Origin of the sequence: Hymenobacter sp. BRD67, from assembly GCF_013256425.1 — a bacterium.
Taxonomy (GTDB): domain Bacteria; phylum Bacteroidota; class Bacteroidia; order Cytophagales; family Hymenobacteraceae; genus Hymenobacter.
Genome location: NZ_CP053904.1, coordinates 3099401 through 3116296 on the forward strand (window position 1 = coordinate 3099401; position 16896 = coordinate 3116296).

Genomic DNA, 16896 nt, shown 5'->3' on the forward strand with positions numbered 1-16896 from the left:
TCTCCACTTTTCTTTTTTCACATGATGAACCCTTACACTCGGGTAAGCCCCTGGAGCCGCCGGCTGCGGCAGTTGTGCCTAACGGCGCTGCTCGCGGGCGGCGCTATAATAGCGGCACAGGCCCAGAATTTCAACTACGGCGCGGCAGGCACAACCAACGTGGTTGAAACATTTAACAGCCTCGGGACTACCGCCACACCAATAGCCACTACCAATACGGACGATGATAATTCGCAGCCGCAGAATATTGGTTTCACATTTAACTACAACGGCACAGCATTTACCCAGTTTGTACTGAATACCAATGGCTTGCTGCGTCTGGGAGCCAATGCGCCGTCGAAGGCCGCCGCACACTCCATCTATGCGCAAACCCCTGAGTTGGGGCCAGCCAATAGCACTGACCCGGCTGATGTTAACCTCATCATGCCGTTTAACATCGACCTCGAGTCAGGTACGGCCGGGGCCAGCTACCAGATGGCGGTAACGGGCACGGCACCAAACCGCGTGTGCACGATACAGTGGACTAATGTGGCAGACAAGGCAACAGCGGCGTCGGCAACGGTGACCACTATCATCACGCGTCAGTACGACAACTTTTCCTTCCAGGTAAAGCTGTATGAAACCACCAACCAGGTTGACTTTGTGTATAATAAGCCCACCGCGGGTACTGGTGCGCCCAACGCCAAATACGTAGCTGTAGGCCTGAAGGGCTCAAGCAGCGCGGTAGGTCAGGATGTGCTGGCTACCAAAAGCTCTTCTGCTGCCTGGGGCACTACTACTTTCTTTTCGGGGCCGTATCAGCCTGCTTCGGCCGCTAACGCACACAACGTGCGGCAAACATACCTGGCTGATGCGGGCCGGACTTACCGCTTTGTGTCGGTACCGGCGCTTGATGCCGCAGTAAGTGCTATTTATACGCTTGGCAAAATTGCCACGCCCACTGCATTGCCGCAAGCCATTCAGGCAGTAATATCCAACAAAGGGGCTCAGCCGCTGACCAACGTTACCGTGGCGCTGAACGTGACGGGGGCCAATACTTTAACCGACACCCAGACAATTGCTTCGCTGGCGCCCAACGCTTCTAGTGTAGTAACATTTGCGGCGTATCCCAGCACGCTAACAGTAGGCACCAACAATATTGTGGTAACGGCCACTGCTACGGGCGATGGCAACCCAGCTAATAATACCTCGACGTACACGCAGTTGGTCACTCCCAACCGACTGTCGTATATCGACCAGGGTAATGGTAACCCATCCTTCGACTACTATTTCGATGTCGATAATACTACCAACGGTGGAGTAATCACCACCAAGCAAACGGTAACGAAGGACATCAGCCTGACTGATGCCGTTATTACGTTCAACCCCACTACACAGACGGGCATCACCTATAAAGTGCTCGTTTACGATGCTACGGGCGCAAGTGGCGCTCCGGGCAACATTCTGTTTACCTCACCTGTTCAGACCCGCACCACCACGGGTGGCCCCGTTTCGGTTAGCCTTGGCAACCTGCAGGTCGCAGCCGGTTCTTTTTACGTAGGAGTTCAGGAGAACAGTGCTGGTGGCGCTGGGGTGCTAGCGCAGAAGGAAGACCCGTTGCGGCCTGGAACGTTTCTTATCTCTTTCAGCGGCGCGGCGCCCTGGTACGACCTCAGCCAGTACAACCTGCCACTTCGCTTCGCTATTGAAGTTGGGCTGGGTGCCGCGCCCACTTGCGCCCCGCCCACTGCCCTTACTGCTACCAACGTCACAGCTACTACGGCCGCTATAAACTTGACCGCTGCCACTAATAATACTGGCTATCAACTAGTATATGGCCCTACCGGCTTTAACCCTTATAGCGCGGGCACTACGGTTACGGCTACTATTCTTCCTTTTACCCTGACGGGCCTCACGTCGGCTACCACCTACCAGGTATATGCCCGAAGCAACTGCACAGCGGGCGGTACCAGTTTGTTTAGTGCGCCGGTAGCATTCACTACATCTTGCGACCCCAACCCTGTTGTCTCGACTTTCCCATATAACCAGAATTTCGATACAATTCTTTCGGGCCAGTCCCTACCCTGCGGTATCACTACCCTCGACGCCAACAACGACGGCACGACCTGGCGCATCTCGACCGAGAACCCTTACTCGGGCACCAATGATATGCGCTACAATGGTATTCCGCTCAATAACGTAGCGGCCGACGACTGGTTCTTCACGCCGGCGCTGGCCCTGGCTCCGGCCAGCAGCAGCACCCGCTACCAGGTGGCGTTCCGCTACCGCACTTCGGGCGTGGGTACCACGCCGACGGGCACCGAAAGCCTGGAGGTTAAATCGGGCACGGCCGCAACAGTTGCCGGCCAGACCAACCTGCTCTTTACCAATAATGCCATCACCAACACGACGTACGCGCTGGCTAACGGCTCCTCAACTCCGGTAGTGGCCTTACTGCCCGCTGGCACCAGCACGCAGTACGTGGGCTTCCACATCAAGAGCGCGGCCAACCAGGGCAACCTCTACATCGACGACGTGAGCGTAACGGCCGTAACCGTAACTGCTACTACCTCGGAAGCGCTGCTCAAAGCCACAACGGTATTCCCCAACCCTTCCAATGGCGTGTTTGCGCTCGACATTCACGGCGCCAACGCCAAGGGTAGCCTCGGTGTGCAGGTAAGCAACACGCTCGGCCAGGTAGTATATACGGGCTCGGCCCGCGACAACTACAGCAACAAGCTCGACCTGAGCAACCTGGCTCCCGGCCTCTATAACCTGCAGCTCCGCAACGGCGACGATACGCTGACCCGGCAGATTGCTATCGTGAAATAAGCTCGCACCTCTGCGATTCCTAACAAAAAGGCCACCCCGCTGGGGTGGCCTTTTTTGCGAGCCCGGCCGGACCCTTGTACGCAGCTCTATTTGCTGTTAGTCAAGCGGTTTAGGAAGTCGAGTTGGGCGGTATCCCCGGCGGGCAGCCTGCTTTAGTCGTGACTTCCTAAACTGCTTTAATATTGTAAATTAATATATTTATAATTCGCATTTTGAGACACATGCAGAACCGAGTGGCACTCCACTCTACAGTTGGCTTGGTGGCTGGGCGGGCCTGCCAGGAAGCATGGCCCCATACCCGGAATTTATTAGCTTATACAGGTCGGCAACCCTGCGGAACGCCAGCCAGTAAAGCTCACTTAGAGCGGAGTACGAACTGCGGTACAGGACAGTATAGAGACGCCTCTTTGCGTCTCGTCGTTGTTTAAACCGCGCAGCTATAGTCGTTCAATGCCGAGACGCAAAGAGGCGTCTCTACCTCGTATACCCTGACTTAGAAACTGCGCTAAAAGCACCGCTATTTGCACGTATCTCACAAAAAAGGCGCTCTGGTTAGAACGCCTTTTTTGTGAGATATAAACCAAAGCTGGCTAGCTGGCCAGCACCTGCGGCCGGGCTGCGCCGGGCCGGCCGGCGGGCTCAGCGGCGGGCACGGCGCGAGCACTCCGGCGCTGACGCATACTCAACACTAGGCCGAAGCCCATGAGCAGCGTACCGCCCCAAAGCAGGTTGATAAAGGGCTTTTCGGTGGCCTTCAGAATAATATAGTCTTTGCCGGTAGTGCTGATGGCAAAGGTAAATTTGCCCTTAACGGGGTCAATCTGGTCGAGGGTGAGGCGCAGGCCCAGGTCTTCGATAATCTCGGGCACGCGGCCCACCTGGCGGTCGCGCAGCAAGAATATAGGGTGCGCATGATATTGCCGTCCCTTTTCACCCGTGATAATCATGTCGGCCTGCAAGGCAATGTCGCCGGTTTGCAGCTTAATGCCGGGCACCTCATGCGCCTGCTCGATGGCGCGGAACACGGCGAAGTAGTCGTTCAAGAACAGTGTATCGCCCACGCTGAGCTCGTGCGGAATGGCCGGGCTCCACGGAATCTCCTTGCGCGGGTCGGGCACGGAGGAAATGTGCGAGTAGATATCGTGGTCCCAGAAGCGCTGCAGGGCGGGCGAGGCGAGCAGGCCACCCATCTCCTCGTTTACCTGGGCGCGGGGATAGAGCGTAAATTTCTGCCCGGTCTTCTTGTCGTTGTAATCGACGCGGTAGTAAGTATTTTCGGGGCGAATCGTGAGCGTATCACCCGTGTGGTAAAACGTTTTGTCGCCCTGCTTTATTTCGCCCCGCGCCACGGCCTTATACTCGTCGTCGGTGCGGTACAGCAGCTGGGTGTTTACGTAGTCGGGCACGCCGGGCACGTCGAGGTACTGGCCGGTGTAGGTCACATCGTAGCCATTCATCAGGCCGGTTTCGTTGCGCCACAGCAGCACGTTGTTTTCGTTGTCCTGGTCGTTCATCTCACGCGAGATGAGCTTGCCACTCATGTTGCGCGAAATCACGTTGGAGTAACCCGCTGAAGCCAGAATACCAAGCAGCATCAGGGCAATGCCCAGGTGGGCAACGGCCCCGCCCGAAAGCGTAACCCCACGGCGCCACAGCCCGAAGAGCGTGCCGGCATTGGTCATGATGCCAAACAGGCCCGCCAGCAGCAGCACCACGTACGGCGCCGACATGGTATGACCGAAATAGCGCGTCAGCAGCACCACCAGCGCCGTGGTGAGCAGCGCCAGCATGGTCGGCGTAGCCAGGGCATTGATAACCGACTCCTTGGTGTTGCGCCACCACAGCACCTGCGCCACGCCCGAGAGCAGGCCAATCAGCACGCCGGCCCACAGCTGAATGCGGGTGTAGTGCTGAATCTGGTCGGCGGGCAAAGCCAGGTTTGACTTAATGCCGATAAAGCCCAGAAAGGCATTATAAACCGGGATGCTGGTAGTAGCCACCACCTGGAAGGCAGCCAGGCAGAGGACCGTAGCTCCCAGAAACACCCACAGCTCGGGGCTATAGGCCGTCAGCTCTTTCTCCGAAACCGGGATGCTCTTCCAGCGGGCGGCCAGCAAAGCAATGGCCCCACCGTAAAGAATGCCAAGTAGATAATAAGCTGACCCGACAGGCCCAGGTCGGTAAAGGAGTGTACCGAGGCATTGCCCAGCACGCCGCTGCGCGTCAGGAACGTAGCGTAGAGAATGAGTACGAACGTGGCTATTACCAGCGTATAAGCGGTGCGCAGGCCAATGCGCCGCCGCTGCCACAGCACCATTCCGTGCAAAGCGGCGATAAGCACGAGCCACGGAATATAGACGGCATTTTCCACGGGGTCCCAGTTCCAGAAGCCGCCGAAGTTTAGGGTTTCGTAGGCCCAGTAGGCACCCATCATGATACCGATACCCAGCACCGCGCCGCCGAAGGCCGTCCAGGGCAGAGCGGGCTTTACCCAGCCTGTCAACTCCTTTTTCCAGAGGCCGGCAATAGCAAAGGCAAATGGCACCAGCGTGAGCGCAAAGCCCAGAAACAGCGTGGGCGGGTGAATCACCATCCAGTAGTTCTGGAGCAAGGGGTTGAGGCCCGAGCCGTCTTTAGGCACGAAGTTGGGGTTGATTTTCCAGACCGGCAGGTCTACCATAAAGTCGCGCAGCAGGATAAACGGCGACGAGCCGATTTTTACGCCCCCCACCACTACGCCCAGAATCATGCTTACCAGGAAGGCCTGCACCGTGGCGAACACAGCCAGCACCGGTGCTTCCCACTGACGGTTGAATTTCATAATACCCAGGCCCAGTACTACATGCCAGAATATCCAGAGCAGAAAGCTTCCCTCCTGCCCTTCCCAGAAGCAGGAAATCATGAAGTGTACCGGCAGGTGGTTGCTGGAGTGCGACCAGGCGTAGTAGTACTCGTAGCGGTGCGTGTAGATGATGGTAAAAAGGCAGGCAACCACCGCCAGCACGGCCGCGCCGTGCACAAAAAAAGCACCGCGCGCCAGCCGCAGCCAGCTGCCCTCGGGCTGGCCCAGGGCCCGGCCCCGCGCCGCCTGAAAGTAGCCATAAGCGGCTACTGCCGCTGCCACGAACGCCAGAATTACACTGGCCTGACCAAGATTTCCAAGTACTAAATTCACGGGCAAGCTGTTTTTTCTACAAAGGTACCGCCCAAAGGGCGGGGCGGGCCGCGGCGACCAGTGTGGCAACGACCAACCGACCAGCTTTTTTGTTTACCTTCAACACTGGTTGATTGCTACACCTTCTATCTGCTCCTGGTTCCTTGACCTCTCCTACGCCCACCCTGCCACCCGCTGCGCCTCATGACTTTGCTGACCTGGAGCTGGAATTGCGCCAGGCCCGCGCCGAGGCGGCTACCGCCCGCCAACAGCTTGCAGCCCTTACCGACTCGCTGAGCGAGGGGCTTCTGCTAATTGGAGCCGATGGGTACGTACTGCTTATTAATGACCAGTTTTGCCGCCTCATCGGCTTGCAGCTGCCGGCGGCGCAGTGGCTGGGAATAAAAGCCTTAAAGCTGGCAGGTCAGGTACGCGAGTGCGTGGCCGACCCCGTGGCCTATGACGAAGAAATAACGCAGGAACTAAGTGAAACCCGGCGTAGCGGCCCGCTACTGCTGCGCGATGGCCGTACCCTGGAGCGCGAGTCGCACCGCGTGAACCTAGGCGATACGAGCGGCTGGCTGCTGAGCTACCGTGATGTGACCCAGCACCGCCAGATGGAAGGCGAGCGCGATGCGCAGCGCCGATTCTACGAAACCATTCTGGATGAGGTGCCGGTCGAGATTGCTGTGCTCGACGAGCAGCGCCGCTATGTGTATGTCAATCCGCAGGCCGTGCCCGATGCTGAGCACCGCGCCTGGCTGCCCGGCCGCACGCTTCGGGAATACTGCGCCCGCTATGGGTTTCCGATGGCCCTGGCCGAATACCGCGACCGCATGTTTGAGCAGGCCGAGGCCAGCACGGAGCCGGTCGACTGGGATGACTGCACCCCGGTACCCGGCGGCGAAGTGCACCACCAGCGGCAGTTTAAGCTGCTGTCGGGGCCGGGAAGGGCCTGCCCTACATGCTGGGAAGCGGCCTCGATGTAACGGCCCGCGTGCAGGCCGAGGAGCGCAGCCAGCGCAGCGAGGCGGCCCGCCGTGAGCAGCAGGAATTTATTCAGCAGGTGCTCGACACCAGCCCTAACCCGATATATGTGCGCGATTCGGCTGGCCAGGTAGTATTTGGCAACCGGGCATTGTTTAAGCTTGATGAGCACCATCCTCAGCTGCCTAATGAGGAGCTACGCAACATAAAAGCGCAGGAAGCTGCGCAGTATGCCGCCGTGGATGCTCAGGTGCTGGCTACTGGCCGCGAAGTGAGCGCCGAAGAGCCATCAACCTCCCCAACTGGCGAGCTGCGCTGGTTTTATTCTATCAAGCGCCCGCTGGTGCGCCCCGATGGCACGGTGCAGGTGCTGGGCGTGAGCACCGATATCACGGCGCTGAAAGCTGCTCAGCTGGCCGCCGAAGAATCGGCTAAGGCTCGTGAAAACTTTCTGGCCAATATGAGCCACGAGATTCGCACCCCCATGAACGGCGTGCTGGGCATGGCCGCCCTGCTGGCTAAAACCCGCCTTAGCCCGCAGCAGCAGGAGTTTGTCCGCACTATTCGCAGCTCGGGCGCCCATTTGCTGGGAGTGCTCAACGACGTGCTCGATGTATCTAAAATCCACTCGGGCAAGCTGGAGATGGAGCACGTGGCGTTTCATCTGCACGAGTCGATGCAGCAGGCCGTGGCCACGCTCACCCTCCAGGCCCAGGAAAAAGGGCTGACGTTCGGCTTCAAGCCCTTTGCCAGCGACGAAGTGCCCTGGGTACTAAGCGACCCGTTTCGCCTCAATCAGATTCTGCTCAACCTGCTTTCCAACGCCATCAAGTTCACTACCAGCGGCAGCGTGTGGCTACGCAGCTTTCTGGTGGGCGAAACCGACGAAGAGCTGCTGGTGCGGTTTACGGTGCAGGACTCCGGCATCGGCATCAGCGAGGAAGCGCTGGAGCGCATTTTTGAGAGCTTTACGCAGGCCTATGCCGATACCACCCGGCGCTATGGCGGCACGGGCCTGGGGCTTACCATCAGTCGGGCGCTGGTAACGCAGCTGGGGGGCGAGCTCCAGGTAACCAGCAAGCTGGGCCAGGGCAGCACCTTTTCGTTTACCCTGCCGCTACGCAAAACCGAAGAGCCGGCCCCGGTTATCGTAGGAGCCTTCGATACCGGGCAACTGCGCGGCATTCGGGTGCTGCTGGCCGAAGACAACCCCATCAACCGTACCGTAGCCCGCCTGCACCTGGTGCAGTGGGGCGTGGAGGTAGACGAAGCCGAAGATGGACTGATTGCCCTGCAAAAGCTCCAGGACCAGCTGTACGATGTGGTGCTGATGGATATCCAAATGCCTGGCATGAGCGGTATAGAGGTAACGCAACGCCTGCGCCTGCTGCCCGACCAAGCCCGGGCCGCCCTGCCCGTGCTGGCACTTACGGCCAACGTGTTTCGGAGCGATAACGAAAAATACCTGGCCGCCGGGATGGACGACTACCTGGCCAAGCCCTTTACCGAAGAAGACTTGTATGCCAAGCTGGTAGCCTTGCTGAGCCGGCCGCAATCTGAGCCGGTGCCGGACGGGCTGCCTGCCTACAGCCTTGCCCGCCTGCGCGAAGAGGTAAAAGGCAATGCCACCTTCGTAGCGGCGATGGTCAACTCTTTTCTGACGCACATGCCCTCCAGCCTGCAAAAGGTGCGGGCGGCGGCCGAAGCCCACGACTGGTTACAGGTAGCGGAGCTGGTGCACCACATCAAACCTAATATTCTTACCCTCGATATCGAAGGTGCCCGGGCGGTGCTACCCATCCTGGAACCCGCGCCGGCGCTGTTTCCAACCCCCGACGCGCCCGCCCGCCAGGTGGCCGTGGCGCAGCTGCTGGCCGCTATCGAAGCCGTATTGCTGGAGCTGCCGGGCGAGCTTACCCAGCCGGCCGGGCAACAAGCGGCGCGACGCTAGATGCCGCGCAGCCGCTTGAAAAAGCCCTCCTGGTAAGCTTTAGCCACGGGTACCTCATGGCCGCCGGGCAGCTGCAGCTGATTGTCTTCTACTGCTTCGATGAGCTCGGTGTTTACCATGTAGGAGCGGTGCACGCGCACGAAGTGCGCGAACGGCAGACGCTCTTCAAAGGTCTTGAGTGTAGCATACACAATGTGCTTATGCTTGAGCGTTACGAGCACCGAATACATCGACATGGCTTCGATGTACAGCACATCATCAAAATTGACGCGGGTGAGGCGGTTATTTATCTTTAAAAACAAGGCATTGCCATCGGCTCCGAACATGGCCTCGCCCAGCTCTTCGGGGCGTGGGCTGTGCGCTCACTCCGGATACGGTCTACCGTCCGGATAAAGCGGGCATAGTCGAGCGGCTTTACCAGGTAATCGGACACGCGCAGCTCGAAGGCATCAACAGCGTAGTCGCGGTGGGAGGTTACGAGGACCACCGCCGGGGTAGGCTCGGGCAGAATGCGTACCAGGTCGAGGCCGGTAAGCTCGGGCATACTAATATCAAGCAGCAGTATATCGGCAGTTCCCCCATTGCGGAAATAATTCAGACAGGTTACGCCGTCGGCAAAAGAGCCAGCGAGCACAAGCCCATCGGTAATACTTACGTAATGCTCCAGCATAAGCCGGTTCATTTCATTGTCATCAACTACAACGCAGGCCAGCTGGGGTAAAGCAGCCGCAGTAGAAGTGCCGATAGAGTTCATCAGAGGAGCAAAAGAAGTAGGCACAGTAAGAGCAGCGCAGAAGCTAGGTCAGCAAGTTAAGCCAGAAGCGGGTAGTCGCCCGCCAACCGGCCTGCTGGCTACCCTTTAGCAGCCAGCAGGTCAAGGTACTAGCGCTACCTATCTTCGAGCCTAAAGCTAATAACCTTACTGGCTGCTTTCTGTTGGCCGCTTCGCTACGCTTATCGTGCTTTGACAGATAGGCCATGTAAAATATATTATATTATTTCATGTACTGATTCGTAAAAAAATAGCGCTTGGGGCCCACGCCAAAACGACAGCCTTGGGCTGCACTGGCCGGGCCGGCCTGCTGCCAAGCAGGCTATTAGCTCCGCTTAATTATTCATGGCCGTGGCGGGCGGACCAGTTTTGCCCAGGTCTTTCTCCACATATTTGCTGGGGCACTTGGTCAGAATCTGGTCGGCCTCAAAAACGCCGTCTTTCATGGCTCCTACAATTACCACCTGCTCCGACTTGTCGAGGTCCTGCGGCTTCGGATTACGGTACACCACGCGCTGCGCTACATGCAGCGTATCTACCATAGTGAAGGCGAAGTAGTTTGGGTTAGCTACGGGGTCATATTCCAGGCCTATCGGGCGCTTATCGGCATCGCGGGGCAGGGTGCCCACTACGTGCACCTTCGCCGAGTTGCCAGCGGCCGCCTGCTGGCGGGCGATAGTAAACGTCGAATACGTACTGGCATCCGACATAGTACTGATGATAATACCTACCGCGGCCGCGATAACCACTAAAACGAAAATGTGCGACTTCTTCATGCGGGTAAATGTGAAAATGTGCAGAATAGAAAAATAAGCGTAATATAGAAAGGTGCTCCTTAAAAGCTTGCTACGTGGTTAATGAGTAACATTTCCCACATTTTCAAATTCCATATATCCCCCATTTTATCAGCGGCCCTCTACCTCGCGCTCCAGGCGAGTCACTTTGCGGTCGAGGCGCACCAGATACAGCAGCAGGCCGCTTAAAATGATGACAATAACCAGCACGACCACGTAGATTTTGCCGCTCTGGCGCAGGGCATCGGCCATCTCGGGCTGGTCGGCCGCCACGGCGCCGGCTTGAGCCAGGACCGGGCCAGCGAGCAGCAGCAAGGGCAGCAGCCAGGCCAGCGACCGGCTAAGCAAGTTGTTTTTCATATATTTTCTCTTTTATAAAAGCCAGGCGGCAAGCTACTTCGGTAATCCAGACGCCGAGGAGCGTCCAGCCGATAACGGCCGGATAAAACACCATGCGCATCGCGCTATCAAGGTCGTACTTCGAGAAGCCGGGATTGCCACCCATGCCGGGGTGCAGCGACGCCGACGCCAGCCGGGGCATGATAAACAGCAGCGGAATGGCCGCCGCAAACGCAAAAATATTATAGATGGCCGAAAGCCGCGCCCGCTGCTGCTCGTCGGGCACGGCCCCGCGCAGCACCAGGTAAGCCGCGTAAATGAGCATGGTAACGGCCGCCCCGTTGAGCTTTACGTCGGTTGTCCACCAGGTGCCCCAGGTGTAGCGGGCCCATATGCTGCCGGTCATCAGCCCCAGGCAGCCCAGCAAAATGCCGGTTTTGGCCGACTCGTGGGCCAGAATATCGAGGTGCGTGCTGGGGCTGCGCAGGTAGCGAATAGAATTCACCACCGAAGCGAGCAGGATAATGGTCATACCAAACCACATTGGCACGTGGAAGTACAGATTACGCTCCGTTTCGTTGAGAATGGCCAGGCGGGGCACATGGCCCAGCAAGCCCATTACAGCCGTGTAGAGCAGCAGCACAATGGCCAGGTATTTCCACCACTTCATTTTGTAAATGCTTAGCTGGCAGTAGGTAGCCGACAGCTTCTTTAAGAAGTAAAAGCACATTAAGCTTAGGCTTCAAAGGCTAACGGCCGTTAGTATTTGAAGCCCGTTACTCAGCTGCGCCATAGAAAGGGAAACAACAGATAAGACACCGCGCCCACAATAAAGTTCAGCGCCACCAGCGTAATGACCGAGCTCTGGCTGGCCTCCCAGGGTAGGCCATCGAGCGCATTTTTACTTACTTTAACCAATAGCAAAAGCACGGGTACCAGCACCGGCAAGCCCAGCACGGCCAGCAGCGTACCGCCCCCTGCCCGGCCCGCGCCGCAATGCCCGATACCAGCGTCAGCGACGAAGCCAGGCTCAGGGCACCCAGCGCAATACTGCTAGTGTAAAGCGGCCAGTCCTGCACCGGGTTGCCGAGCAGCAAGGTATACAGCAGCAGCCCCGGAATAGCCAGCGCCAACAGCAGCAGCGCGTTGTAAAAAATCTTGGCTAGTACTACGGCCTCGGGCCGGGCCACGGTGTAATAGTAGAGCCGCAGGCCGGCCGACTCCTGGGCCAGCCCCGCCCCGCTGCCCCGAGGGCCGCAAAGAGCAAAATAACCCAGAACAGCGCATTCCAGGCGGGCGGGGGCGGAGCCCCCCGCGAAAGCTAAAGCTGAGGTAACTAACGTACACTGTGCCACCCACATAAAGCAGCAGACCGCCCAGAGCGCTGCGCTGCCGCCACTCCAGGCGCAGGTCTTTCAGCAGCAACAACCAGATTTCAGCAAGCAGCGACACGGCTGCAAAAGTAATGCGTAATGGGGAGTAGGTAATGTTGCGCCACCTACCGGCCCACGTTACCAACTCCCCATTACGCATTACTTGATTAGAAGTCGTGGCCCAGCGTCAGATAGGGCTTGGGCTTGGAGGTAACGTAATTTTCGCGGGCCCAGGCCATGTCGAACTTCACGTAGAAGCCCAGCAGACTGCTGCGCACGCCGGCCCCGTAGCCCATCAGGATGGGGTTGCTGAAGTTGGTGACGGTACCGAAGAAGGGGCTGCCCGAGTTGACGTTGGCGATGGGAACGGTATTGTTGGAGTTGTCTTCGCCAAAGGGGTTGGTGCCGTTGTAGGCAGTACCCGCATCGAAGAAGCCTACAAACTGCAGATTGCGCAGAAAGCCGGAATAGATGGGCCGGTTGGCGAAATACTGCACAATGGGGATGCGCAGCTCACTATTAAACAGCACGTAGCGCGTACCGGTGCGCTTGCTCAGGTCAAAGCCCCGCAGGTTGGTTACGAACTGCTGGTAGAACATGGTAGTGGGGTCGGGCAGGGCCTGGTTGCTGCCTGCAGGCACCAGCAGGCGGTCGCCGGTATAGCTTTGGTTTATCCAGTTGTCCATGCCGCCCAGGCGAAACACCTGCGGATTGCTACCCGACTCGGCCAACCCAAAAAACTGGCCATAGCTGGCCCGGTTGGCCCACACTATCTGGCGATGAATCTTTTGGTAGTGACGCAGGTCGATGTAGAACTTGCCAAAGTTGTTGGCCTTGGTCTGAATATCGTTCATTTGCAATATACCCACTTTCATGCGGGTACCTACCAGCATATTGACCCCGGTGGCACGCGAATTATCGAACACCAGCTCCGCGTTGTAGCCCAGATAGTTACGGGCAATGTCGCCGTCGGTCGTGCTGTTGCCGGTAAGCGCCCGGCTAATATTGTCGTAGCGGGGCCCGCCCGCAAGCTCAGGCTATGCGTGAGCGGGTAGGCCAGCGTGGGAGCTACCTCGTGGCGGCCAAAGCGCAACAGCTGCCCCGAGCCCGTGCCATCATCGAAGAAATAGGCCTGCTTCTGATAAGCCAACGTCCAGTCGAAGCGCCGGGTCACATTCGTGTACGAAACATTGATGTTGCTCGTACGAAAATCGAGCTGCCCAAAGATGCTGGCCTGAAAGCGGTTATTCTCAAACGCATCGGATAGGTTGGCCTGCAGCGACAACCCGAAGCCCAGCAAGGGGTCGATGGCCACGCCTGTCATCAGGTTATCGGCCATGAAGCGGGTGTCGTAGCGGTAAGGGCCGGCAATGGCCGGATTGCTACCGGGCCGGCTGGCCGTGGTAGCCGTGCGGGCCGGCGCACGGCGAGGGCGCACCGGCGCAACATCCTCATCCTCCTCAAACTGATAGTTGTTGGGGTTGAGCGGCGCGGTGCTGCCGCGATGCTTGCCCGGCGTGGCAGTGGCTGCCGGGGTAGCCGCCGCAGGCGTGGTGGCGGGGGCCGCCTGTGGCGCGGCAGCCTGCGGCCGTACCGGCGCCGGCTGTGAGCGGTTTTCCAGAATGCGCTGGCGGGAGGTTTTGCCAACTACCAGGCTGGCAGGCAGGTCGTAGTGCGGATACAGGAAGAGCAGGTCGCGGGCCTGCACCTGCGGAATAAAGGCCAGCGCGCCCGAAGGCATGCTGAGGTCAAAGTCCTGAATATTCGCCGCAAAATTGCTTATCGGCTGGTGCTGGCCGGTTTTGCGCGAGTACCGGAACAACCCTCTAACGCCGCTTTCTTCGCCCAGGTACACAATCTCGTCGTCGGATAGCGGGCGGGGGCGGGTTTCGTTAGAGATAGTGCTTACCAGCGGCTCAATGGGCGTAGCACGGCCATCGAGGTGGCAGATAAACAGGTCGTAGTTGTTGACTACGTTCGGAAAAGTAGCCGGCCGGGCATGGCCAGTCGAGTCGAGGTAGCGGTTGGAGCTGAACACCACTTCCTGGCCGTTGGGCATAAATACCGCCTGCTGGTCGTCAAACAAGTCATTGGTCAGCCTTTCGGGCTGCCGGCTGCCGGCCCGCAGCAAATAGATATCGTTCTGCCCGTTTTGCACGGCCGTAAATACCAGCGCTTTGCCATCGGCCGAGTAGTTCATATCAAGCACCTCGTCGTAGGGCGCGAAAATGGTGGCCGGGTGGCGCAGGCGCAACGCCCCCGCAAACGGCCAATGAGTACAGTACGCGTGGCGTCGTGCACGTGCAGGGTCATGCGGCCTTGCTGCATCTCGGCCACGGCAAGCTGGGCATTGCCGCGCCAGGCCAGCACGGGCAGCCGGGTTTCTACCTGCTGGTCGGGCGTACGGTAGCCGCCCTGGAGCAGCGTATGGCGGTGGGAGCCGTCGCGATTAGCTATTACCACATGGTAGCGGCCCTGCTCATTTACGGCGTAGGCCAGATGCTGGCCGTCGGGGCTGAAAACGGGCTGCGAAAACACGTCGAGCCCGCGCTTGTTGCGGCTGCTGAGGCGGTTAGCCTCGGCTGGCACCACCAGGGTAGCCAGCGCGCCGCCCGTGTTGATATCGCGGTAGTAGCTCACCCAATTACGCAAGAACACCTTGTAGGGCACATTGAGCGACGATGAGATGCCTACTTCCACGTCGCGGGTGATGCGCGTGAGATTCAGCACGTTCTGCACCGTGCCATAGCCGTAGCGCTCAGCAATATAATTCCAGATGCTGTGGCCGGCCAGCCGCGGGTTGCGGGTAAAGAACTGGGCCGTTCGGTTGCCGCTTGGGTACTGGCGCACCATGTCGCGCATGTAAGCATCCATGTCGATGCTCCAGCCCTCGGCCGCGTACGCCGAGGCCCCACTGACAAACCAGTCGGGCAGCTGCAACATATAGTTGCTTTGCAATACTTCCCGCAGCGAGCCGCCGTACAGCATATCGTTGAGCAGCACCTGCGTTATTTGGAAGCTCAGCTCGCGCTTGAAGTCGGTTTGGCGGCCCGTAAAGGCCACTTGAACTTTAGTTTGCTTCGCCAGCTGCGCCTCGCCCCCGTTCACGGCATTGGCCACGGGCAGCCCGATGTTGCTCTGCCGCAGGTCGCCGACCGAGTTGTAGAGCATGAGCGTGGTCTTGCTGTAGGGGAAGTACCCTACCAGGGCCGTAATGCGTTGCAGTTCCTGCTCAGCATACTCGGCCGTGCGACGGGCGCTCGCTTCCCCACCCGCATAAAAATAGACGTTGAAATTCTGGGTTGAAAACTCCTCCCAATTGAATTTCTTGTACTGAATGCGCACCCGGCCAAAGGGCTCCTGGGCAGTTTGGGCGCGGGCGGGCAGCACCGCGGCGCCGGCCAGCAACAGCAGCAGTACCCAATAGCCTGCTTCCCGCAGTGGGCCGGCGGCAAGCCGGCGGAGTGATTGGAAAAAATTCACAGCAAATCGAGTCAGAATAATGGCAGAAGAAATGTAGACCGGCCGCAACAAAAGCCTCTCCCGGAACCAGCATCAGCGTTTCCTGTTCTTAACGCACAACAGGCCGGTCTGGTGTGCGAGTATCGGCAACTTAGGAAGGACAATGCGCATAGTAACGAGCTAAGGTAACATCGGGCCACAGCTCGGCACCACTGGCAAGGTGCTCGGCCAGCAGGGCGGCCAGGCGCGGAGCCAGGCTCACCCCCTTGGAGCCAAAGCCGCCAAAAAGGGTCAGCCACGGCAGGGTGGGGTGCCGGCCCAGCAGCGGACGGCGGTCGCGCACAGCGGGCCGCACGGCGCGGCGCTCGCCCCGCACTTCAAACGGCAGGTCCGTAAGCCCGGCCAGCCGCCCGGCCAGCTCACGCCGGTCGCTGTCGTCGGGCTCGGTAGCAAAAGGCGGCCAGCGGTAGGTGGCGCCCACCCGAAACTGGCCTTCGGGCCCGGCCGGCACTACGTAGGCACCCCGATTGAGTACCTGATTTGGGCTAAGACCGGGCACTACCACATCGAGCACCGCGCCCTGATTTGGGGTAAGCGGCAGCCAGCTGAAGTGCGGGCAAGCCAGCGCCGCTACGCCCTGGCAGCACACCACCTGCCGTGCCCGTAGTTGCCCCGGTGCATAGGCCACGCCCGTGCCGCTGCTAACGAGGTGCTGCCAGCTAAAAGTTTCTTCGCGCAGCCAGCCCTCCGCCCGGCCTTGCCGCGCCAGCAAGTTCAAAAGCCACTCTACGCGCAGGTGGCCGCCCCCGCGCAGCCAGGCGCCGCCAAAGGGAGCCAGCAGACCCGCCCGCTCAATGGGCGCAGACTCGATTTTCTCGACGAAGCCTTCCCAGGGGTTGGCTGAGGCCCGCGCCAGCATCTGCTGCTGCTCCTGCTCGGAGCCGAATACTTTCAGAATAGGGCTGGCCTGAAAAAAATCTTCGCCAAGTTCGGCAGCGAGGGCTTCGTAGTAGGCAACAGCGTAAGGCAGCGTTTCCTGCGCCCGCCAGGTAAGGGCAAAGCGCTTGCCGGCCACGGGGTTCATAAGGCCAGCCGCCACCCGGGATGCCGTATCGGGCCGGGGGTCGTCGTACACCAGCACGCGGTAGCCGCGCCCGCGCAGCTCGCGCGCCAGCACCGCCCCGGCAATGCCGTGCCCTACCAGCAGGTAATCGTAGTCGGAGAAATCAGTCATTAGCAGCGGCAAAGTACGG

The 16896-nt window shown here is 59.1% G+C and carries 16 protein-coding genes; 3 read left to right on the plus strand and 13 right to left on the minus strand.

Annotation, left to right across the window (positions count from 1 at the left end; genetic code table 11):
- Positions 1–21: 21 nt before the first annotated feature.
- Positions 22–2811 carry a T9SS type A sorting domain-containing protein gene (locus tag GKZ67_RS14390; RefSeq protein WP_173243545.1) on the plus strand — a complete coding sequence of 930 codons (2790 nt, stop codon included), beginning with the start codon at positions 22–24 and terminating at the stop codon, positions 2809–2811.
- A 590-nt stretch (positions 2812–3401) separates the two neighbouring features.
- Here GKZ67_RS14390 and GKZ67_RS24675 read toward each other — a convergent pair.
- Both GKZ67_RS24675 and ccsA (GKZ67_RS24680) read right to left on the minus strand, forming a co-directional pair.
- Positions 3402–4928 (minus strand): hypothetical protein, encoded by a 1527-nt coding sequence (locus GKZ67_RS24675; protein ID WP_317172145.1) that lies wholly within the window; start codon positions 4926–4928, stop codon positions 3402–3404.
- On the minus strand, positions 4880–5986 hold the full coding sequence (gene ccsA, locus GKZ67_RS24680) for a cytochrome c biogenesis protein CcsA (protein ID WP_317172146.1): 1107 nt from the start codon (positions 5984–5986) through the stop codon (positions 4880–4882). Before ccsA (GKZ67_RS24680) ends, GKZ67_RS24675 begins: the two co-directional genes overlap by 49 nt.
- Positions 5987–6129: 143 nt before the next feature.
- Between ccsA (GKZ67_RS24680) and GKZ67_RS14400 the strand changes: the two genes are divergently transcribed.
- On the plus strand, positions 6130–6954 hold the full coding sequence (locus GKZ67_RS14400; protein ID WP_173243549.1) for a PAS domain-containing protein: 825 nt from the start codon (positions 6130–6132) through the stop codon (positions 6952–6954).
- A complete protein-coding gene (locus tag GKZ67_RS14405) occupies positions 6930–8903 on the plus strand; it encodes an ATP-binding protein (protein ID WP_173243552.1) in 1974 nt (657 codons plus the stop codon). The genes GKZ67_RS14400 and GKZ67_RS14405 overlap by 25 nt, the downstream gene beginning before the upstream one ends.
- Here GKZ67_RS14405 and GKZ67_RS14410 read toward each other — a convergent pair.
- The 11 genes from GKZ67_RS14410 to GKZ67_RS14455 all read right to left on the minus strand — a co-directional run bounded on the left by GKZ67_RS14410 (position 8900) and on the right by GKZ67_RS14455 (position 16877).
- On the minus strand, positions 8900–9229 hold the full coding sequence (locus GKZ67_RS14410) for a LytR/AlgR family response regulator transcription factor (protein ID WP_173243555.1): 330 nt from the start codon (positions 9227–9229) through the stop codon (positions 8900–8902). The genes GKZ67_RS14405 and GKZ67_RS14410 overlap by 4 nt on opposite strands.
- Positions 9196–9681 carry a LytR/AlgR family response regulator transcription factor gene (locus GKZ67_RS14415; protein ID WP_173243558.1) on the minus strand — a complete coding sequence of 162 codons (486 nt, stop codon included), beginning with the start codon at positions 9679–9681 and terminating at the stop codon, positions 9196–9198. Before GKZ67_RS14415 ends, GKZ67_RS14410 begins: the two co-directional genes overlap by 34 nt.
- Before the next feature lie 329 nt (positions 9682–10010).
- Positions 10011–10451 (minus strand): cytochrome c maturation protein CcmE, encoded by a 441-nt coding sequence (locus GKZ67_RS14420; RefSeq protein ID WP_173243561.1) that lies wholly within the window; start codon positions 10449–10451, stop codon positions 10011–10013.
- 129 nt (positions 10452–10580) lie between these two features.
- Positions 10581–10829 carry a CcmD family protein gene (locus GKZ67_RS14425; RefSeq protein ID WP_173243564.1) on the minus strand — a complete coding sequence of 83 codons (249 nt, stop codon included), beginning with the start codon at positions 10827–10829 and terminating at the stop codon, positions 10581–10583.
- A complete protein-coding gene (gene ccsA / locus GKZ67_RS14430; protein WP_254244844.1) occupies positions 10810–11478 on the minus strand; it encodes a cytochrome c biogenesis protein CcsA in 669 nt (222 codons plus the stop codon). The genes GKZ67_RS14425 and ccsA (GKZ67_RS14430) overlap by 20 nt, the downstream gene beginning before the upstream one ends.
- Before the next feature lie 110 nt (positions 11479–11588).
- Positions 11589–11726, minus strand: coding sequence for a hypothetical protein (locus tag GKZ67_RS24685; protein WP_317172147.1), 138 nt, complete (start codon positions 11724–11726; stop codon positions 11589–11591).
- Entirely contained in the window at positions 11714–12163 is a 450-nt protein-coding gene (locus GKZ67_RS14435; RefSeq protein WP_317172148.1) for a hypothetical protein, read from the minus strand. The genes GKZ67_RS24685 and GKZ67_RS14435 overlap by 13 nt, the downstream gene beginning before the upstream one ends.
- Positions 12164–12348: 185 nt before the next feature.
- Positions 12349–13074 carry a hypothetical protein gene (locus GKZ67_RS14440; protein WP_173243570.1) on the minus strand — a complete coding sequence of 242 codons (726 nt, stop codon included), beginning with the start codon at positions 13072–13074 and terminating at the stop codon, positions 12349–12351.
- Positions 13065–14435 carry a TolB family protein gene (locus tag GKZ67_RS14445; RefSeq protein WP_173243573.1) on the minus strand — a complete coding sequence of 457 codons (1371 nt, stop codon included), beginning with the start codon at positions 14433–14435 and terminating at the stop codon, positions 13065–13067. Before GKZ67_RS14445 ends, GKZ67_RS14440 begins: the two co-directional genes overlap by 10 nt.
- Entirely contained in the window at positions 14378–15664 is a 1287-nt protein-coding gene (locus tag GKZ67_RS14450) for a TolB family protein (RefSeq protein WP_173243576.1), read from the minus strand. The genes GKZ67_RS14445 and GKZ67_RS14450 overlap by 58 nt, the downstream gene beginning before the upstream one ends.
- Positions 15665–15794: 130 nt before the next feature.
- Positions 15795–16877 (minus strand): NAD(P)/FAD-dependent oxidoreductase, encoded by a 1083-nt coding sequence (locus tag GKZ67_RS14455; protein ID WP_173243579.1) that lies wholly within the window; start codon positions 16875–16877, stop codon positions 15795–15797.
- Between the last annotated feature and the right edge of the window lie 19 nt (positions 16878–16896).